This window comes from Streptomyces coacervatus (assembly GCF_029223485.1).
Lineage (GTDB): Bacteria > Actinomycetota > Actinomycetes > Streptomycetales > Streptomycetaceae > Streptomyces > Streptomyces coacervatus.
The window spans coordinates 19,601-38,694 of record NZ_JARHTP010000039.1; the positions used below are offsets into that span (position 1 = coordinate 19,601).

Here is a 19,094-nt window from a genome sequence, read left to right on the forward strand (position 1 = left end):
CGTCTGCCTGAACCCGTCTGCCTGAACTTGTCCGCCTGATCACTGGAGCCCCCCCCACATGCACGCGACCGACCCCTCGCCTCCGCCCCTGCCCAGCCACCGTCCCCTCCTCGATCCCGCCGCCGAATACGGGCGTTGGATCACGGAACGGCCCCTCGCCAGGATCAGCCTGTGGGGCGACACCCACCCCTGGCTCGTCACCCGGCACGCGGACGCGCGTACCGTCCTCAGCGACCCGCGGTTCAGCTCGGAGAACGTCCGGCCCGGCTTCCCCGGGCTCCAGCCGACTCCACCGCCGCGCACCCCCGGCCAGCTGTTCGCCATGGACCCGCCCGACCACACCCGGCTGCGCCGTATGCTCATCCCGGAGTTCACCTTCCGCCGCATCGAGCAACTGCGGCCCGCCATCCGGAACATCACCGGCGACCTCCTCGACGGCCTGGTCAAACAGCAGCAGCCCGCCGACCTCGTCGAGCACTTCACCCTGCCGCTGCCCCTCCTGGTCATCTGCGAACTGCTCGGGGTGCCTTACGCGGACCGGGACTTCATCCATCGGCAGGCTGCCGCCTTCGCCACCGTCTCGGCCGGACCGGAGGCGATGCGGGCCGGCTGGGCGGCGCTCTTCGGCTATCTGCAGGAACTCCTCTCCGCCAAGTCGCGCGAACCGGGTGACGACCTGATGAGCAAACTCGCCACCGAACGGGTCGCCACCGGCGAGGCCACCCCGGCGGAGGCGGCCGGTCTGCTCGTCCAACTGCTCATCGCCGGCCACGAGACGACCGCGAGCATGCTCTCCCTCGGCGTCGTGGCACTGCTGCGGCACCCCGGCCAACTCGCGGCCCTGCGCGCCGACGAGGACCTGGTGCCGGGCGCGGTGGAGGAACTCCTGCGCTACCTGAGCGTCGTCCACATCGGCCTGCGCCGCATCGCAACGGAGGACGTCGAGGTCGGCGGGGTCACCATCCGGGCCGGCGAGGGCGTGGTGGTCGCGCTGCAGGCGGCCAACCGGGACCCCGCGGTCTTCGCCGACCCGGACACGCTCGACCTCACCCGGGACGCCGGACAGCACCTCGCCTTCGGCCACGGCCTGCACCACTGCCTCGGGCAGTCACTGGCCCGGGCCGAACTCCAGATCGCGCTGCCCATGCTGGTGAACCGCCTGCCGGGTCTCCGCCTGACCGGCGCCGCCGCGGAGGGATACGCCTTCGAGGGTCGCGCGATCCACGGCGTGCGGGAGCTGCCGGTGGCCTGGTGATGCCTCAACTGTCCGTGCACAAGGGTGATTTGACCGTGACTTCACCCCCACCCGTAGGGTAATGTGAAGGCAAAGAGATATTGGTTGTGCGGTAAAGGAGGCAATGGTGTTCGATCTCCGGACAGAGGCAGAGATGAGGTTGCACTCGGAAAAGACGGCCAGGGAACTCGCCTTGAAGAAGCAGCGTGAGGCGACCCAGACGGCACTCAGGGCCGAGGAGGAGAGTGCGACCACTGAATCGCAGCCGCCACCGACGTAGCTCACAGGCCGGTCCCCTGGTGCTGGAGGGTGGCTGACCTGCGTCTTGTGCGTGGGGCCGCGCGATGGAACGCTTCCTGTCCACGGCGGCAGGGGAGTGGACGGATGGAGCTGGAGCTTCGGCATCTGCGCGTCCTGTGCGCGATCGCCGATGCGGGAAGCGTGGGCCGCGCCGCCTCGGAGCTCGGCTACTCGCAACCCGCCATCAGCACCCAGCTCCGGCGGATCGAGCGCCACTTCGGCCAGTCGCTGTTCGAGCGCAGGGCAACGGGGGTGATGCCGACACAGTACGGCGTCGAGGTCGTCGCCCAGGCACGCGACGTCCTGGCCCGCGCCGCAGCGATCGGATACCGCCCGCCCGCCGACGCCGCGGGCACCCGGAGGACCCTGCGGGTGGCGGCGACCAACTCCCCGGTGCTGTCGGGCATGGTGTCGCGGGTCCGGGCCCGGCTGCCGGACGTCACGCTCGCGGTGAGCAGCGTGTACTCCTCCTCGCGGATCGTCGAACTCCTGGAGGACGGCGCGGTGGACGCGGCCGTCGCCGCGGACTACCCCGGGATGGAGCTGAAGCATGCGGACACGGTGACGCACCGAGGGATCGTCACCGAGCCCACGTTCGTGGCGCTCCCCGCACGCCATCGCCTCGGACACCGCGCTCAGGTCTCCCTTGCGGATCTCGCCGATGACGCCTGGTTCCTTACGCCGGACGACGGAGCGGGCTGGCCAGGAGTCTTCTACACGGCCTGCGCGGCGGCGGGTTTCTCGCCGGTCGCCGTACACGAATTCCTCGGTGACCAGCTGCAGTTGCAGAGCATGATCGCCGACGGCCTCGGAGTCTCCGTCGTACAGGCGACGCTGCGACCGATCCCGGATGTGGTGATCAGACCGTTGACCGGTACGCCACTGTGGTGCCGCTATGTGCTGGCCTGGCGCCACGACGCCGTTGCCGAGGAGACGGCGGATGCGCTGTTCCACTCCGCGGCCTCCGCCTACCGTGAACTCGCCGGGCGGTCACCGCACTTGACGGCGTGGGCCGCGCGTACTTGGCGGGCAAGCGGCGCGTAGTCCGGGTGTAGGCGGCGGGTAGTCGGGTCCGGGTGTTATGGCAGGTCACTGCAAGGTGCTATGTCACATTCCATTGTTGGGGGCAGTCATCGCTGAGAAGGTGCCTCACACGCCTCAGCACCCCAACCGAGGCGCATCCATCCGCAGAGGAGTCCAGAGATGCGCTACCTCTTCGCGCTGCCCAGACGCGCGGCCGCCACCTTCGCCGTCGGCGTCACCCTCGCGGGCCTGCTGTCGACGCCGGCACTCGCGGCACCCCCCGCCCGGCACGGCACCTCCCCCATGACCGCGTCCCGGAAGGCGCCGCCTCCGCCGCCGACCGGCTCGACCGCCACCACCGACCGCCCGGCCGTACAGGACCGACCGCTCACTGCGGCCCAGCTGCCCCCCTTGAAACCGACGCCCTCCCGGCCCGCCACAAAAACCGAACAGAAGGCGCCGCCGAAGCGGGCCGCGTGCAGCCCGGCCGACTTCGGATCCCGGACCGGATCCGCTCTCGTCGCCTTCGTCGAGGCCTCGGCCACGGACTGCGTCAACACCCTGTTCGCGGTGACCGGCACCAACGCCCGCGACATCTTCCGCCAGCCCCAGATGGTCACCGTGGCGAAGGCGTTCACACGGGAGGCGCAGCGTTACCGGGGCGACAACTCGTCCGGCGTGTGGCAGCTCGTCCTGTTCCTGCGGGCCGGCTACTACGTGCAGTTCAACAACCCCGCCGACGTCGGACCCTACGGCGCAGCCCTGACCCAGGCCACCACCCGCGGCCTGGACGCCTTCTTCGCCAACCGGCACTCCCGGGACGTCACCGCGGCGAACGGAGACGTACTGGGCGAGAGCGTCATCCTCACCGACAGCGCCGACCAGCAGGCCCGCTATCTGGCGGTCTATCAGCGACTGCTCAAGGCCTACAACAGCTCCTACGACACCGTCGCCAGCATGGTCACGGCCGTCAACGACGTCTACACCCCGCTCTGGCGCGGCAATTGGAACCCGGACTACGTCAACGCGGTCACCGCCGACCCGAGCGTCGTCCAGACCCTTCACACCTTCGCGCTGGGTCACCTGGACCAGCTCGGCACCGACCGCGCCTACCTGGACTCCAACGCCGGGATGAACCTTGCCCGTTACGTCGAGCACACCACGCTGCGCGCCACGGTCCAGCCCCTGGCAAAGGACCTGCTGAACGCATCGAAGATCACCGGTCCCACGGCCGGACTGTGGGTCGCGGTGGCCACCCAGGCCGACTACTACGACCGGCCCAACTGCTCCTACTACGACATCTGCAACCTGCCCGGCCGGCTGACCGACGCCGCGCTGCCGATCACCCACACCTGCGACGCGACCCACACCGTGCGAGCCCAGGCGCTCAGCTCCGCCGACCTCGACGCCGTCTGCGCCAACCTGCGGGACCAGGACCCGTACTTCAACGGCCTCGTCAAGGACGACGGCCCCATACCGGGCCAGTACCTGTCGACCGCGCAGCTCGTCGTCTTCGCCCACCGCGCCGACTACCAGACCTACGCCGGGGCGATCTACGGCGTCAGCACGGACAACGGCGGCATCACCCTGACAGGAAACCCGACCGACCCCGCCAACCAGCCGCTCTCGATCATGTACCAGAAGGACTCCGAGGACGGCTTCACGGCCCGCATCTGGAACCTCAACCACGAGTACACGCACATCCTCGACGCCCGCTACGACATGAAGGGCGACTTCACCCAGCAGACGACGGTGCCGGACATCTGGTGGATCGAGGGCCTGGCCGAATACGTCTCCTACGGCTACCGCGGCATCACCGACGAGCAGGCGGTCACCGAGGCGGGCAAACACACCTACCGGCTGAGCACTCTGTTCCAGAGCACCTACGCGAACAGCAACGTGACCCGCACATACCCCTGGGGCTATCTCGCGGTCCGCTACATGTTCGAGAACCACCCCGCGGACATCCAGCGCATGCTCGCCCGATTCCGCGTCGGCGACTACGCGGGTGGATACGCCGTCTACAACTCCGACATCAACACCGGCTACGACGCCGACTTCGACCAGTGGCTCACGGCATGCGCCGCCGGCGCGTGCTCCACGCCCGGCCGGGCCGGGGGTGCGCACGCCGTGACCCCGTAGCCGAACCGATGCCCCGCACCCGGCCCGCGGGAGGGCCGGGTGCGGGGTGGTGTGAGGACCGGCCGACACGCCCGCCCCCCAGAAGGTCTAGCGCATGACCGATGTGGGCCGGACGGGTCGGTGGCCTGCGCCTGGGCGGCGTACGGCGGGGTGGACACGGCACCCCGGGGCGAAATGCCGGACCCCCGCGGGTGCGCCGCGCGCCGAAATGGAGTATGGACGCACCCAAGATCCCAAATTACTACTTAGTGCATGTATATGCTCACATTAAGTAGTCAATCCAGGGCTTCGCGCCCAGGTGAGAAAGGGTCAAACCATGCGCAAGTTTCAGCGCGCTGCGGCCGTAGCCGCAGCGGTGGCGGGGCTGTCCATGCTCGGCGCCGGTGTCGGTTTCGCCGACGACGCCGATGGGCCGCGGCAGGGCGCCGAGGTTTCCCCGCAGTGGCACTTCGCACCGGTGGAAGGCGCCAAGAAGGCAACGCCGGAGGGGTCCCCCAAATACGTACTGCCCGAGTTGGATCTCAACCGGTTCATCGATCCGTTCGTTGCCCCCTCCAAGGAATCAATCGAGAAGTAACCAAGCAGAAAAAGCAGCCCGGTCGCGCAGAAACCCATGCGGGTGTGCGCCCGGGCTGCAGCAATTTCCACCCTTTCCAAGGCTCGGGCGCACGCCGATCAACGGTACGGGCGTCCGGGCCTCGATTGTGCCCCTGGGCTTCGCGATGGAAAGACCTCCGACAACCGACAGTGATGAAACCATCCGTATTCACGAATGCCGGACCGGGGTGGCTCCCGATCCGGCATTTCGGCTTTCCGGCCATGCGAAAACCTCGGTGCCCCGGCTCGTGGCCGGGGCACCGAGGTCAGGTCATTCCTTACTTGCCGCCGACGCTGTTGTTGCAGCCCATGTTCGAGCCCAGCGAGGTGTCCTGTGCGCCCTCGTTGCCCTCGCCGTTCAGCGCGCCGCCCAGCAGACCGTTGAGCAGGCCGACCTGGCCGAGGACATCCAGGTTCAGGTCGTGTGACCTGCAGGTGGTGCTCTGCATCACGGTCTTGCCGCCATCGCCCCCACCGTGGCCCTGGTCGGCGTGAGCAGTGCCGGCGCTCACGAGTCCGACGGTCCCGAGGGCGGCGACCAGGACGGCAGCCTTGCGAAGCTTGTGCATGTCATCTCCGTGGAGTGAAGTGGATGCGACCTGCGATAGATCGACTTCGTTCAGTTGTGGAGGTTAATAAGAAATATCCATCGAACATCCGGAGGCGCGCCGAATTCGGGGAATCCTCACTACCCTGGTCGATGGCCGGGGAATTTACCCTGTGGTGCTCACCTTGCCCGCACTGTGCGCCTGACGCACTCTGGTTCCATGGGTGCGCAAGACGGCCCCACGCTGATCACTTCCGTCCAGCGGGCCTTCCGGCTGCTGGAGGTGGTGAGCGCGCACGAGAACGGCGCGCCGGCCAAGCAGCTGGCACGTGAAACGGGGCTGCCCCTGGCCACCGCCTATCACCTGCTGCGGACGCTGGTCCACGACGGATACCTGCGCAAGCTGGGCGACGGCGGTTTCGTCCTGGGGGACAGACTGCAGACGCTGCAGACCATGAGCCGTGGACAGGCACTGCTCAGCCGGGTCCGCCCCACGCTCGCCGCACTGCGGGACGAATTCGCGACCGCCGCCTATCTCACCTTCTACGAGGACGGCGAGATCCGGGTCGCCGAGATCGTGGACAGCCCCCGGGCGCCCCGCGTCGACCTGTGGGTGGGGTTCGAGGATGCGGGGCACGCCACCGCGCTGGGCAAGTCCGTGCTGCGCGAACTGGACGACGAGGCCCGCAAGGACTACCTCTCCCGGCACCACCTGGCCGACCTCACCCCACGGACCATCACCAGCCTGCCGGAACTGCTCCGGCGGCTGGACTCCTCACCCATGGCCCCGGCCGTCACGGACCTGGAGGAGTACAGCCTGGGCACCGTCTGCGTCGCCGTACCCGTCTACAGCGGCGACATCCTCGGCTCGCTCGGCGTCTCGATGCCGGCGGAGCGGCTCTCCCGGCTGCCGGAGGTCCTGGCACGGCTGCTGCCGACCGCGAGCCGGGTGACCAGGAGTCTGTCGCTCACTATCTGAAAATCCCCTTCTTGTGACGCAGGCTCCGACCCCGTTTCCTGGATGAAAGAGACATTTCAGCAGTGGGTCCCCGGACCGACGTGCCCCACACAGGTGAGGACTGCAGACGAAACATGAGTCAGGCCCGAGACCATGGCGGCGACCACTGGCCGATACGGTCGCTCAGACGCGCCGTCGCGCAACTGGCCGCGGGGGCACCCGTCCTGCCCGTGCTGATCGTCTCCGTGATCGTGCTGGCCGACCTGGCCGGCGGAGCGGGGATCACCTGGCTGCCGATGCTCGCCGCCGGGCCCGCCCTGGCCGCCACCACCAACGGGCCGCGCGGTGTTTTCTGCGTCGGACTCCTCGCCGCGGTGCTGGCCGCGACGCTCGGCACCCGCAACGGTGTCCCGGACGGCGAACTGGCGGCCGTACTCTCCGCCCTGGTTGCCGTCACCCTGGCCAGCGGCCTGGCCAGCGCGCTGCGCGGGCGCCGCGAACGGGTGCTCGCCGCCGTCCGCTCGGTCGCGGAGACGGCCCAGCATGCGCTGCTCAAGCCCGTTCCGGCGACCGTCGGCCCGTTCCAGGTGGCCGTCCGCTACAGCGCCGCGGCGGCCGAGGCCCGTATCGGCGGTGATCTCTACGCGCTGATCCCCACTCCGTACGGGGTGCGGCTGATCGTCGGCGATGTGCGCGGCAAGGGGCTGGAGGCCGTGGGAACTGCCGCGCTGGTGCTCGGAGTCTTCCGCGAGGCCGCCTGGGACGAGCCCGATCTCCTCACCGTCGTCGACAGGATCGAGCGCAGTCTCGCGCGCAATCTCGGCAGCGACGACTTCGTCACCGCCGTGGTCGCCGGATACCCGGGGGCAGGGGAGCTGGAGGTGGTGAACTGCGGACATGCGCCACCGCTGCTGGTCCGCGCGGACGGGGGCGTCGCGGCGGTGGAGCCCGCGCAGCCGACCCCGCCCCTCGGGCTGCGCGCCCTCACCGGTCACACCCCAGGCCTTCAGGTGCTGCCCTTCGCCGACGGGGATCAGCTGCTGCTCTACACCGACGGCGTCACCGAGGCCCGCGACCGCGGCCGCGAGTTCTACCCGCTCGACGAGGGCCTGGCGCGCCATGTGTCCGACGACCCGGCCCGCACCCTCGGCGCCCTCCATGACGAACTGCTGGCCCATGTGGGCGGCCGGCTCCACGACGACGCGGCGCTGCTCCTGATCCGCAAACCGGCCCTCACCGAAGCGGCGTCCGAGGCCGGGCCCGGCGGCAGGGACCTGGCCTCCGAAGCTGCTTGACGGCTTCACCGGCCGGCGGCGGGTCCCTGCCACTCCTCGGCGGCCGTGAGCGGCACGGGGGCGGGCGGCGGTGCCGAGGTCGTCAGCTCGATGCGCCGCCCCTCCGCCGACGAGCGCAGCAGGGCCGTCATCGTCTCCAGTACATGCAGGGCGAGTTCACCGCTCGCGCGAGGCGCCCGCTGCCCGTCGGCGGCGATGAAGTCGAGCAGACCGACACCCCGTGCGCCGCCGACATAGCCTGCCGACGCCGGGAGCGTGCGCCACTGGGTGCCGCCGAGTTCGAAGAGCCGCACCTCGCCGTCGAAGCCGTTCGGATCCGGCACGGTGAGCGTGCCCGTCTCGCCGTGCACCTCGATCGGCGCGGCCGTGCCGGCCACGCCGTCGAAGCTCGTCGTGAGCGTCGTCAGGGCACCGCCCACATGCTCCAGCACACCGGAGACATGGCTGTCCACCTCGACCGGGATCCGCTCGCCCGCGCGCGGACCGGAACCGATGACCCGCTCGGTGCGCAGCCGCCCCGCCGCCCCGATCGCCGCACGCACCGGACCCAGCAGATGGACCAGGGACGCGAGATAGTACGGGCCCATGTCGAGCAGGGGGCCGCCCCCGGCGGTGTAGTAGAAGTCGGGGTGGGGATGCCAGCGTTCGTGGCCCGGGGTGACCATGACGGCCAAGGCGAACTGGGGGCGCCCGATCGTCCCCGCCGCCACGGCCGCCCGTGCCGTCTGGATGCCGGTGCCCAGGACGGTGTCCGGCGCGCAGCCCACGCCCACTCCCGCCTTCGCGGCGGCCGCCATGACGGCCTGGGCGTCGGCGAGGGTCGCGGCCAGCGGTTTCTCGCCGTAGACGTTCTTGCCGCGGCCGATCGCGCCGAGAGCGATCTCGGCGTGGGCCGCGGGGACGGTCAGGTTCAGCACCGTGTCCACGTCCGGGCTGCTCAGCAACTCCTCGACGGTCAGCGCCTGCACGCCGGACAGCTCGGCGGCGACCGCGGCCGACCGCGTGGCGTCGAGGTCGGCGACCGCGGTGACGCGCACGGCGGGATGGCCGAGGAGCGTGTCCAGATAAGCGCGGGAGATGACCCCGAGACCTACGAGGCCGATGCGGTGCGCGTCGCCCACAGCATGCCTCTCTCGATGACGGTGCGGACGTTCGGGTTCTCCAGCACGTCCAGGCTGTGCCCCGGTGTCGTCACCACGATCCGCCCGGCGCCCCACTGCCGGGTCCAGATCGCCGGTGAGGTGACCGGCCGCTGCCAGGGCTGCCACGCGCGCGCGGGATGCGTGGTGGTGGCCAGGACGTCGATCAGGTCGTCGTGGAGCACCCAGTACTGCTCGGTGCACAGCTCGAAGTCATCGAGGCCCTCGGTGACGGGGTGCTCGCGGCCGAGCTCGGTGATGTCGATGGTGTGCGGCAGGAAGCTGTCCTCCGCCTCCCCCTGACGCTCACACGGCTCCTTGCCCGGGTGGCAGGCGAACTGGCCCCCCACCAGGTGGAGATAGTCGGTGGAGGCACGGAACGAGTCGGCGATGCCGCCGTGCCAGCCGGTGAGACCGGTGCCGGCCGCGACCGCCGCGCTCAGTCCCGACAACTGCTCGGCGGTGATTTCCGACATCGAGATGCACTGCACCACCAGGTCGGTGCCGGCCATCTCGGCGCCGTCGGCGTAGACGTCGGTCGACTCCTCGACCCGGACCGTGTAACCGCCGGCTTCGAGGAAGGGCAGGAACAACTCCGTGGCCCGGACCGGCTGGTGCCCCTCCCATCCGCCTCGGACCACCAGGGCTTTCTTCCGCTGCATCGTGTTCCCTCACCGCGTCGTACGGAGCTCTCACTATGCGCCGGTCGCCCGCGCGCGGCAAAGGATTGCCGGAGGCGCGAAAGTTTTCGCGTCCGCACGCCGGGCCCGTCCCCGGCCCGACCAGGACCGGAAATCCGGGCTTGTCGCCGTGCCGCCGGGTCTGGCACGATCGCTGCTCCCGTCACTCGGGCCACGGCCGGCGGCCCCCAAGGAGGTCCGGTGCACAGACGGTGGCTGTTCCTGTCGGCGGCCGCGGCACTCGTCGTCGTCTCCCTGGCCGTGGTGCTCCTGCCCGACCACAAGACCGACGCCGGGCACGCCGCCACCCCCGCCGCCGGCACCCGGTCGAACGCCCCCTCCGGGTCCCCGACCGCGTCCCGCCGCGCGAGCGACGCACCGGTGAAGCCGTCGCCCGAAGCCACCCCGCACAAGTCGCCCGGGCGTACGAGCACCGCGTCCGCGAAGCCCGCCGCCACCAACACCCCGCAAACGGCGTCCGCAGCAGCTCCGTTGGCGGGACGCATACGCCCCGGCGTCACCTACCGAGGCGTCGCCACCTTCTACGACGCGGACGGCTCGGGGGCCTGTCTGTACGACCCCAGCGGTGACGTCATGACCGGGGCGATGAACCACACCGACTACGAGACGGCCAAGGCATGCGGAGCCTATGTGCAGGTCCGCGCGGCCAACGGCGCCTCCATCACGATCCGCATCACCAATGAATGCCCGGGGGACTGCGCACCCGGCCAGATCGACCTCAGCGCCCAGGCGTTCGCGAAACTCGCCGCCCCCTCGGCCGGCCGGATCCCGATCACATGGAAGCTGGCGAGCCCCGGCGCGGCCGGCACGATCTCGATCCGGTACAAGACCGGATCCACCCGTTACTGGTGCGGGATCCAGGTGATCGGCCACCGCAATCCGCTGGCCCGGCTGGAGGTCGGCACCGGCAGCGGCCGGCGTCAACTGCCGCGCACCGACTACAACTACTTCCTCTCCGAGGACGGCAGCGGCTGCGGCGGCCCGATCCGGATCACCGACATCTACGGCGAACAACTCACCGTCAGCGGGATCGCGATCCGGCCGAACGTGGCACAGCCGACCGGGGTCCAGTTCGCCGAGCACTGACTACGCGCTCCGCCGGCTGTGCCGATTTGCGGCTCGCCCCTTCAGGGCGCTGCCGTACCGCAGTGGACCTCGCCGGACCCGCTCAGCGTACAGCCGACGCCCGTGCGCCGACCGTCCAACAGGAGGCCGTGAAGCGGACTTCCGTACCCTGCACATAGGGATCGAACGCGGCCCGGACCGTCTCGACGACCCGCGCCCGGGTCTGCTCGTCCGTCCCGGGCAGGGCCAGGCCGACCGGACCGAGCCGGGTGAAGTACGGGACCAACTCCCGCTCGGGAAAGGTGCATTCGACGTCGACCGGCCGGATGTCGATCCCGGTCCAGCCGCTCTCCGTCAGGATGCCGCGGAGCCTGTCCGGGTCCGCGAAGGCGAACTGTCCCGGCTCGTCCGGCCGGCGGGCGGGCAGGTCGGGCAGCAGCGGTGCCGCGGCACGTTCGGCCGTGGTCATGAACGGATTGTCCGCAGGACCGCGCCAGACGATGAACCGAAGCACGGCCTCGTCCCTCGATGCCCGCCGCAGATTCGCGAAGGCCCGGACGGAGTCGCTGAAGAACATGACGCCGAAGCGCGAGATGACGGCGTCGAAGGCGCCGGGCCGGAACGCGTGCTCCTGCGCGTCGTCGCAGACGAAGGACACCGGCGCCCCCTCCCGCTCGGCGCGCGCCCGGGCCGCGGTGATCACCGGTTCGGCGATGTCGACGCCGACACAGCGGCTCTCCGGGCCGAGCTTCCGCGCGACGGCCAGCGTGGTGCCGCCGGTGCCACAGCCGACATCGAGCACACGGCCTCCGTGCAACGGCGACACCGCCTCGACGAGCATCTCCTCGAACGGCCGGAACATCTCGTCCAGCACCGCCTGCCCTGCGACCCAGGCGTGGCCGGCAGGCCCCTTCCACCGGGCCGCCTGATCGTCGTCCGCCCTGCGCGCACTGCTCATGATCGCCTCCTCTGCCGGCCGCTGCTTGCCTTCCTGGGGCCGGGATGACACCGTGCCACTTCAAGTCGACTTGAGGTAAAGAGGATGACAGACCTGGACATCGCCGAGGTGGTGCAGCGCGCCGGGGTTCCCGCTTCCACACTGCGGTTCTACGAGGAAAAGGGGCTGATCGCCGCGAGCGGCAGGCGGGGCCTGCGCCGTCAGTACGACCCCGCCGTACTGGAGCGCCTGGCGCTGATCGCGCTGGGGCGTACCGCCGGTTTCTCGCTCGATGAGATCGCCCGCATGTTCGCGCCGGACGGGCAGCCGCGCATCGACCGCCAGGTGCTCGCGGACAAGGCGGCCGAACTGGACCGAAGGATCCGTGAACTCGGCGTCCTGCGCGACTCGTTGCGGCACGCCGCGGCCTGCCCCGCACCGAGCCACATGGAGTGCCCCACGTTCCGCCGCCTCCTCGATGCAGCCGCGTCCGGCGCCGTCGCCGTACCGGGGAAGCAGGCTCCGCGGTCACCCTGAGACCGCTCGCGACAACTTCGGGCCGCGAGCGCCGTCAGGCCGAATCGGCGTCGTAGTCATGCCGGGACTGCTCGACCTTGTCGAGGTTGTCGGCGGCCCATTCGGCGAGATGCGCGAAGAGCGGGGCGAGGCTGCGGCCGAGTTCGCTGATCTCGTACTCGACCCGGGGCGGGACCTCCGGGTGGTAGGTGCGCACGACCAGCCCGTCACGCTCCAGCTGCCTCAGCCGCTGGGTCAGCACCTTCGGCGTGATCCTCGCGATGCGCCGTTCCAGCTCGACGAACCGCTGCCGGCCGTGCGCGTGCAGGCTCCACAGGATCGGTGTGGTCCACCGGCTGAACACGATGTCCACGACCGGGCCGATCGGACAGGCAAGTTCCGGATCGGTCGCGGCAGATGCCATCCGCATCTCCTTGACTGCCATGCGCATCCTCCCGGGGTAGTCACTTTCCTCTAGGTACCTACTATACCGGCGGTGTTAGCGTCTCCAAGGGCGCCGGGAAAGCAGCACTTCGCGGCTCTCCGGCCCGCTCGGGCAGTAGCAACACACCGAATCGACAAGGGAGTTGTCCATGATCGTAGTGACGGGGGCGACCGGCAACGTCGGCCGATCACTTGTGCAGACCCTCGCAGCAAGCGGTGAGCAGGTGACCGGGACATCCCGGTCCGTCTCGGCCGCGGACTCGCCGCACGGCGTCCGGCACCGACAGGCGGACCTGACCGATCCGGAGAGCCTCCGGCCCGTGTTCGACGGCGCCGAGGCGCTGTTCCTGCAGAACGGCGGCCCCAGCGCCCATCTGCTCAGCCCGCGGGACATCCTCGATGTCGCCAAGGCCGCCGGCATCGGGCGAGTCGTGCTGCTGTCCTCCCAAGGAGTCGCGACCCGGCCGCAGTCGGCCTCGCACGGCGGCACGGCTCAGGCCATCGAGGACGCCGTCCGGCAGTCGGGCCTGGACTGGACGATCCTGCGGCCCGGCGGCTTCAACTCCAACACCTACGCCTGGGCCGAGTCGGTCCGCACCCGGCGCGCGATCGCCGCGCCCTTCGCGGACATCGGCCTGCCCACCATCGACCCGGACGACATCGCCGAGGTCGCTGCCGCGGCTCTGCGCACGAACGGCCACACCGGACGGACGTACGAGCTGACCGGGCCCGCCCTCACCACGCCCCGCCAACAGGCCGAGGCCATCGGTGACGCGCTCGGCGAACCGGTCCGCTTCGTCGAGCAGACCCGCGACGAGGCCCGCGCACAGATGGTGCAGTTCATGCCCGAGCCCGTGGTCGACACCACGCTCGACATCCTCGGCGAGCCCACCCCTGCCGAGCAGCGCATCAGCCCCGACATCGAGCAGGTCCTCGGCCGCGCACCCCGCACGTTCGCCGACTGGGCGCAGAACCACATCGCCGCCTTCCGGTGAGCCGTCCCGGCCGGAACGGGCTCCGCCGGGCATACCCCGGCGAAGCCCGCTCGGCTGCGGCAGTGCAGGCACTCAGGCCGTCTGCAGCGTCAGCCCGTACCGGTTGAGGATCTCGTTGACGGGCTGGTACCAGGTCTCGCCGCCCGAGGTGCAGTCGCCCCAACCTCCGGAGGTGACGCCCTGAGCCTGGTCGCCACTGATGAAGGAGCCGCCGGAGTCACCGGGCTCGGCGCAGACGCTCGTCTTCGTCAGCTGATGGACCGCTCCCTGGCTGTAGTTGACCGTCTCGTCCTTGGCCAGGACGGTGCCGCAGTGCCAGTGCGAGGTGGAGCCGGAGCGGCAGATGGACGCACCGACGGGGGCCTCGGCGGACCCGCGGACGAGCTGGTCGGAGACCGTGCCCCAGCCGAGCACCACCGGTACCGTCCACCAGCCGCTGCCGACGCTCACCCAGGCGTAGTCGTTGTCCGGGAACGACGAGCCCTGGAAGTCGCCGACGTAGGAGTGGTCCCAGCCGTACACCGCGCCGGTGTGCTGGTCGCAGTGCCCGGCGGTGACGAAGCCGCCGTACACCGAGAAGCCTATGGAGCAGCGGACGTTGCCGGTGTAGTACGGGTCGCCGCCCACCGTGCCGGCGGCGAAGGTCCGCGGTGCGGCGGCGGTCTGCTGCACTGTGACCGGGCCGGCCCGGCGAGCGCGGGCCAGGAACGCGCGGACATCGTTGTCATCACGGTTTGCGGCGACGACGTTCACGACGACCTTGTTGGCCTTGACGTCGACGTACCAACTGCCCACGCCGGCAGGCGCCTTCAGCGCGTCGATGTGTGCCTTCGCCGCGTCGAGCTGTCGGGCGCTGTGCCGCACGAGGCGTACGGTCGCACCGGTCGCGCGTACGGCCTCGGCGTTCGCCCCGCGGGTGACGGCGACGGTCAGCCTGCCGCTCGCGGCGTCGAACCAGGAGCCGCCGTAGGACGGTCCGGCGGCGCGCTCGGCCTTGCGTTCCACGGCCGTAGCGGTCTTCTCGGCGGCCAGGCGCGCCATGGCCTGGCTCTTCGTCAGGCCCAGGTCGTGCCGCATTGCGGAGAGGAGTCCGGCGGAGGCCGGTGGTTCGGCGGAGCGTGCGGGGGAGTCCGCGGCGGAGGCCGGCACGGAACTCGCGGTGGCCCAGCTGCCGAGCAGCAGGAGTGCGGACAGGGTTGTGCGCATGGCTGTTGTGCGTCTCAAGGGAGTGGCCCCTTCGTTGTTCCAGCAAAGTGGGGGTGGAACAGCAGAACGTTGAGAGCGCTCTCACTTCATGCGCGGCAGAGCCTAGCCGGGGATCGCAGGGAGGTCCATACCAATCTCAAGTGGGGTGTGGGATGAGGGTGTCGGGCCGCGCATGACCCTGTTCGCCGACGTGCTGAGCGTGGGCCTTGCCACCGCCGCGGCCTGTCTGCCGCTGCTGACCGCACCCGCCGCAGTGTCGACGGCCTGCGCGGTGCTGCGGGGTGCGCGGGAGGACCGGCCCGCCACCGCGGGTCGCTACTTCGCCCTGCTGCGGCGGCGCCTGTGGGTGGGCGACCTCATGGCAGGGGCCGCCGCCCTGGCGGGTGCGCTGCTGTTCGCCGTGGACCTGGCGCTGGCGGGCGCGGGGCTGCCGGGGGCACCCCTCTTCGCCGTGACGGCCGCCGGGATCGGCGCATGCGTCACCCTGGTCGCCCTGCGGGCCCGCGCCCGCCCCGAGTCCCTCGACCACTGGCCGACCGCCCTGCGCGAGGCCGCCCGGGACGCGGTACGGGACCTGGGCGGCAGCGGCCTGGTGCTGCTCGTGGCGGCGACGGCCGGTGTGTGCGCGTGGGTGCTGGTGCCGCTTGCGTTCCTGGCGCCAGGGCCGCCGGCCTTGGCGCTCACAGCAGTGGACGTACGGTGTGCGGCTGTCGCTGGGCGGGAAGGCTCGGCGCCGGGCGGCTGATGCCCGACAGATCGCGGGCGGTCATGCTGTTGCGGTCGGTGACCGAGCGGCCGAGGGCGTGGTGGGGCCACAGGCCGCCGGCCACCCGGCGGCTGCGCTCGGCCCATTCGCGGGCCGCGACATCGCCGGCCTTGTAGTGGTTCACGGCGTACCCGCCCGAGTGGATCCGCAGCAGGCAGAAGCCGCCGGGATAGTCCTTGACCGCGCTGACCTCCTGCATCGTGACGTGCGGGGCCTGCGGCAGCACGGTGCGCTTGTTGCGGTGGGTGTGGCCCGCGTGATGGAGGAAGACACCGGGGGAGTTCGCGTAGGCGTCGAGGATGGAGCGGGCCTGACGGCGGCCCAGGCGCTGCCCGCCGGTCACCGGGAAGACGGAGTCCCGCACGGCCAGCGGATGGTGGCCGAAGACCACGGTGGGCTGGTCCTTGTTCTCCCTCAACCGGGCCTGGAACCACGCCAGTTGCTCGGCGCCGAGGCCGCCCGAGTCGGCGCCGTTGCCGTCCTTCTCATAGGTGTCGAGTCCGACGATCCGCAGCCCGCCGAGGTCACGCGCGAAATACGACGGCCCGTCGCCGTCGAGGAACCCGTCGCGGAAGGAGTCCCCGCAACCGCCGTCACAGGAACGGCAGTTGCCGTGCCCGGGCCTGTCGTGGTTTCCGCGTACGACGAAGTAGTCCTGCCCGTGGGTGCCGAAACCGTCCAGGATCTGCCTGGCCTGGGCCAGGTCCTGCGCCGCGCCGCCGGCCGAGATGTCCCCGGCGGCCAGCAGCACGTCCGCCCCGCGCAGGCGAGCCTCCTCGACCACCGCCCGGCTCATGATCTCCGGATACGGCGCGCGGCCGAGTTCCTGGGTGATCCCGCGCATCAGGGGGATGCCGGTCACCAGACCTGCGGTGGTCTCGCCCAGGTGCAGATCGTTGCAGAGCGCGATCGACAGCAGATGCCGCCCCGGCGGCGGCTGCGGCGTGGTGAAGGAGTACGGGCCTCCGCTGGAGCCCAGCCCGTGGCGGTTGGTGCCGACGGCGTTGCCGCGGACGAGATGCAGCGGGGTGGGCGTCGCGGCCACGCCTCGCGAACGGGCCTGGTAGTAGTACGTCTGCCCGGGCTCCAGATCCGTGAGCTCCACGTAGTGGTGCGCCACCGGCCCGTCCTCCGCCGCGACGCGGGTGAGACGGCCGGGATGGGTGCCGTAGACGACCTCGCCCTCGGTGGCCGCCGGGAGCATGTGGCCGAAGCCGTCGTCGGTGCCGGGTACCCCCGTGTACCAGGTGATGACGGCGCGGTCCTCGGCCAGGGTGACCAGTTCCAGATGGACGGCGGCCAGACCGTCGCGGTGACGCCTGCTCCTGCCCGCCGGGCCGCGCAGGGCATCGGCGGCGGTCCGCAGCAGGGCGGGGGTGAGAAGGGCGCCGGAACGCAGGACCTGACAGGGATCGGGCAGGGCCGAGAGAGCGGCGAGGGGAGCGGACAGGCAGCAGCGCATGCCCAAGTGTGCCCGCCCGCAGTGAACGACGGCAGTGGCGTCGACGGCGGTATCGGGTACGGAGGGCGACAATTCCCAGGTCGGCCCGGGTCGGGCCGGTCCGGGTGAGAATGCTCACCTCGTCATGATCAGCGCGGTTCGCCCCGATATGTCCCGAAGTACCAGCGATTGCCTTCGGGGTCGCGGGCGGCGAAGTCGCGCGAGCCGTAGTCGGTGACGTGCAGGTCAGCGGTGATCTCGGCACCGGCGGCCTTGGCGCGGGCATGGACGGCGTCCGGGTCGGCCGTGACGACGTAGGCGCTGAAGGCACCGGGCGGCGTCGGTCCGGTGCCGGGCTCCTGTTCCTCGCGCACGGAGCCCAGCATGACGCCGCCGCCCTCGGGCCAGCTGAGCTGGGCGTGCTCGACCAGGTCACCGTCGCCGTAGAGGACGGTCTCCTCGAAGCCGAAGGCCTCGACGAGGAAGCTGATCAGTGCGCGGGCGTCATGGGCGCGCAGGGTGGGCCAGACCTGCGGGGCGGGCGGCTGCTTGGCGGTGTCGGGTGTGCTGGTCGTACCGGTCATGGTGATGCGCCTCCGTTTCGCGGGAGCCGGCAGCCTGACTGGATCGGCCGGCCGGCATCACCAGGGTCACGCCGGCGGATGGTGCCCGGATTGGATGTTTCGGAACTCCTGCGCCAGCCAGACGCTCGGCGTGCAGGAGGCCAGGGCCGCGAACTCGCGGTCGAGGTGGGACTGGTCCGCGTAGCCGCAGTCGGCGGCCAGGCCCGCGAGGTCCGGCCGGCCGGGGAGGCGGGCCAGTCGGCGTCGTGCCAGGTCGAAGCGGATGACCCGGGCGGCCGCCTTGGGAGTGAGGCCGATCTCGACGCGGAAGCGGTTGCGCAGGTGCCGCTCGCTGAAGCCGGTGTCGGCGGCCAGCTTGTCGATGCGCAGGCGACCACCGGCGGACAGCAGCCGCTGCCAGGCGTCCGCCACCGGAGATGCCGAAATCGTCCCGGCGCCGTCGTGCCGGAACATCAGGTGCAGCAGCCAGTCGTCGACGACGGCGAAGCGGGCGGCCCAGTCGGGGGCCTCGCGCACCTTGTCCTGGACCTCGCGCACACCCGCGCCCAGCACGTCGTCGGCGTGGACGTCGGTTCCGGCCAGCTCTCCCGCGGGCAGTCCCAGCAGGACACGGGCGCCGAGCGGGCTGAGCGCGACCTGGATGCCGGACTGCCGTCCGGGGACGTCGATCAGCGCGGGCGTCAGGTGCAGGCCACCCAGCAGGGTGGGGTAGTCACCGGGGGCGGCGCCCGGATCGGGATGCGCGGCCATGCTCAGCGGCTCGTCCAGCGTGATGATCAGGGTCAGCCACGGCGACGGCAGTCCCCGGTGCCGGCCGTGCGGGATGCCGCGCTGACGGTAGCCGGAGTACCAGCCGACCAGCCCGCGCAGCGGCGGCGCAGGCACCGCCCGCACCGCCTCGTCGACGATTTCACCGCCCATGCGGTTCATTGTCCTGCGCGAGACGCGGACAGCGCTACGCGGCGCGGTGCTGTATCGGACGTCGCCAACGCCGCGTGGGCGCGATCAGCTCCCACCGGCCCGCGCCCGCGGCGGAGCCGCATATCGACACAGCATCATCGCGCTTCCAGCGGAGCGCCTAGGTGTATTGCCCTGAGAGGTTAGGAACGCGGCTGGCGGGTGGCTGGCCCTTCAGCGCGGTGTGTCCGCGGTGGTGATTGTAGGTGTGCAGCCAGCCGGCGAATGCTGCGTGCCGTTCAGCCTG

The 19,094-nt window shown here is 70.8% G+C and carries 19 protein-coding genes and 1 pseudogene; 10 read left to right on the plus strand and 10 right to left on the minus strand.

The window, feature by feature from the left end; translation table 11 throughout:
- Positions 1 to 58: 58 nt before the first annotated feature.
- From P2Q00_RS49350 to P2Q00_RS49365, 4 genes are all read left to right on the plus strand, one after another.
- Positions 59 to 1,255, plus strand: a complete 1,197-nt coding sequence (locus P2Q00_RS49350; RefSeq protein WP_275781587.1) for a cytochrome P450 — start codon at positions 59 to 61, stop codon at positions 1,253 to 1,255.
- 363 nt (positions 1,256 to 1,618) lie between these two features.
- The gene (locus P2Q00_RS49355) at positions 1,619 to 2,578 is read left to right on the plus strand and encodes a LysR family transcriptional regulator (RefSeq protein WP_275781588.1); all 960 of its coding nucleotides are present in this window, start codon (positions 1,619 to 1,621) and stop codon (positions 2,576 to 2,578) included.
- 159 nt (positions 2,579 to 2,737) lie between these two features.
- Positions 2,738 to 4,699: a collagenase gene (locus tag P2Q00_RS49360; protein WP_275781589.1), complete on the plus strand. Its 1,962-nt coding sequence runs from the start codon at positions 2,738 to 2,740 to the stop codon at positions 4,697 to 4,699.
- A 316-nt stretch (positions 4,700 to 5,015) separates the two neighbouring features.
- The gene (locus tag P2Q00_RS49365; RefSeq protein ID WP_275781590.1) at positions 5,016 to 5,276 is read left to right on the plus strand and encodes a hypothetical protein; all 261 of its coding nucleotides are present in this window, start codon (positions 5,016 to 5,018) and stop codon (positions 5,274 to 5,276) included.
- Between the two features lie 298 nt (positions 5,277 to 5,574).
- On the opposite strand, the gene P2Q00_RS49370 is transcribed toward P2Q00_RS49365, so the two are convergent.
- Entirely contained in the window at positions 5,575 to 5,865 is a 291-nt protein-coding gene (locus P2Q00_RS49370; RefSeq protein WP_275781591.1) for a hypothetical protein, read from the minus strand.
- Between the two features lie 198 nt (positions 5,866 to 6,063).
- Here P2Q00_RS49370 and P2Q00_RS49375 point away from each other — a divergent pair, with 198 nt between their 5' ends.
- Both P2Q00_RS49375 and P2Q00_RS49380 read left to right on the plus strand, forming a co-directional pair.
- The gene (locus tag P2Q00_RS49375; RefSeq protein WP_275781592.1) at positions 6,064 to 6,822 is read left to right on the plus strand and encodes an IclR family transcriptional regulator; all 759 of its coding nucleotides are present in this window, start codon (positions 6,064 to 6,066) and stop codon (positions 6,820 to 6,822) included.
- A gap of 113 nt (positions 6,823 to 6,935) precedes the next feature.
- Positions 6,936 to 8,096 (plus strand): PP2C family protein-serine/threonine phosphatase, encoded by a 1,161-nt coding sequence (locus P2Q00_RS49380; RefSeq protein WP_275781593.1) that lies wholly within the window; start codon positions 6,936 to 6,938, stop codon positions 8,094 to 8,096.
- Between the two features lie 5 nt (positions 8,097 to 8,101).
- Here the strand turns inward: P2Q00_RS49380 and P2Q00_RS49385 are convergent, their stop codons facing one another.
- Together P2Q00_RS49385 and P2Q00_RS49390 are read right to left on the minus strand one after the other, a co-directional pair.
- Positions 8,102 to 9,217 (minus strand): Gfo/Idh/MocA family protein, encoded by a 1,116-nt coding sequence (locus P2Q00_RS49385; RefSeq protein WP_275781594.1) that lies wholly within the window; start codon positions 9,215 to 9,217, stop codon positions 8,102 to 8,104.
- The gene (locus P2Q00_RS49390) at positions 9,187 to 9,897 is read right to left on the minus strand and encodes a ThuA domain-containing protein (RefSeq protein WP_275781595.1); all 711 of its coding nucleotides are present in this window, start codon (positions 9,895 to 9,897) and stop codon (positions 9,187 to 9,189) included. The genes P2Q00_RS49385 and P2Q00_RS49390 overlap by 31 nt, the downstream gene beginning before the upstream one ends.
- 219 nt (positions 9,898 to 10,116) lie before the next feature.
- Between P2Q00_RS49390 and P2Q00_RS49395 the strand changes: the two genes are divergently transcribed.
- On the plus strand, positions 10,117 to 11,022 hold the full coding sequence (locus tag P2Q00_RS49395; protein WP_275781596.1) for an expansin EXLX1 family cellulose-binding protein: 906 nt from the start codon (positions 10,117 to 10,119) through the stop codon (positions 11,020 to 11,022).
- An 82-nt stretch (positions 11,023 to 11,104) separates the two neighbouring features.
- Here P2Q00_RS49395 and P2Q00_RS49400 read toward each other — a convergent pair whose 3' ends face one another.
- On the minus strand, positions 11,105 to 11,959 hold the full coding sequence (locus P2Q00_RS49400; protein WP_275781597.1) for a class I SAM-dependent methyltransferase: 855 nt from the start codon (positions 11,957 to 11,959) through the stop codon (positions 11,105 to 11,107).
- An 84-nt stretch (positions 11,960 to 12,043) separates the two neighbouring features.
- Between P2Q00_RS49400 and P2Q00_RS49405 the strand changes: the two genes are divergently transcribed.
- Entirely contained in the window at positions 12,044 to 12,475 is a 432-nt protein-coding gene (locus P2Q00_RS49405) for a helix-turn-helix domain-containing protein (RefSeq protein WP_275781598.1), read from the plus strand.
- Positions 12,476 to 12,509: 34 nt separating this feature from the next.
- Here P2Q00_RS49405 and P2Q00_RS49410 read toward each other — a convergent pair whose 3' ends face one another.
- The gene (locus P2Q00_RS49410) at positions 12,510 to 12,878 is read right to left on the minus strand and encodes a winged helix-turn-helix transcriptional regulator (protein ID WP_275781599.1); all 369 of its coding nucleotides are present in this window, start codon (positions 12,876 to 12,878) and stop codon (positions 12,510 to 12,512) included.
- A 169-nt stretch (positions 12,879 to 13,047) separates the two neighbouring features.
- Here P2Q00_RS49410 and P2Q00_RS49415 point away from each other — a divergent pair, with 169 nt between their 5' ends.
- Positions 13,048 to 13,893 carry an NAD(P)H-binding protein gene (locus P2Q00_RS49415; protein WP_275781600.1) on the plus strand — a complete coding sequence of 282 codons (846 nt, stop codon included), beginning with the start codon at positions 13,048 to 13,050 and terminating at the stop codon, positions 13,891 to 13,893.
- 72 nt (positions 13,894 to 13,965) lie between these two features.
- On the opposite strand, the gene P2Q00_RS49420 is transcribed toward P2Q00_RS49415, so the two are convergent.
- Positions 13,966 to 15,099: a S1 family peptidase gene (locus P2Q00_RS49420; RefSeq protein ID WP_425579591.1), complete on the minus strand. Its 1,134-nt coding sequence runs from the start codon at positions 15,097 to 15,099 to the stop codon at positions 13,966 to 13,968.
- A 172-nt stretch (positions 15,100 to 15,271) separates the two neighbouring features.
- On the opposite strand from P2Q00_RS49420, the gene P2Q00_RS49425 reads away from it, so the two are divergent.
- Positions 15,272 to 15,844: a hypothetical protein gene (locus tag P2Q00_RS49425; protein ID WP_275781602.1), complete on the plus strand. Its 573-nt coding sequence runs from the start codon at positions 15,272 to 15,274 to the stop codon at positions 15,842 to 15,844.
- Here the strand turns inward: P2Q00_RS49425 and P2Q00_RS49430 are convergent.
- The 4 genes and pseudogenes from P2Q00_RS49430 to P2Q00_RS49445 form a co-directional block, all read right to left on the minus strand.
- Positions 15,780 to 17,327 (minus strand): purple acid phosphatase family protein, encoded by a 1,548-nt coding sequence (locus tag P2Q00_RS49430; RefSeq protein WP_275781604.1) that lies wholly within the window; start codon positions 17,325 to 17,327, stop codon positions 15,780 to 15,782. The genes P2Q00_RS49425 and P2Q00_RS49430 overlap by 65 nt on opposite strands.
- A gap of 128 nt (positions 17,328 to 17,455) precedes the next feature.
- Positions 17,456 to 17,890, minus strand: a complete 435-nt coding sequence (locus P2Q00_RS49435; RefSeq protein ID WP_275781605.1) for a VOC family protein — start codon at positions 17,888 to 17,890, stop codon at positions 17,456 to 17,458.
- Positions 17,891 to 17,956: 66 nt separating this feature from the next.
- Positions 17,957 to 18,811, minus strand: a complete 855-nt coding sequence (locus tag P2Q00_RS49440; RefSeq protein ID WP_275781607.1) for an AraC family transcriptional regulator — start codon at positions 18,809 to 18,811, stop codon at positions 17,957 to 17,959.
- A gap of 157 nt (positions 18,812 to 18,968) precedes the next feature.
- A pseudogene (locus tag P2Q00_RS49445) lies at positions 18,969 to 19,094 on the minus strand (IS481 family transposase); the annotation flags it as partial.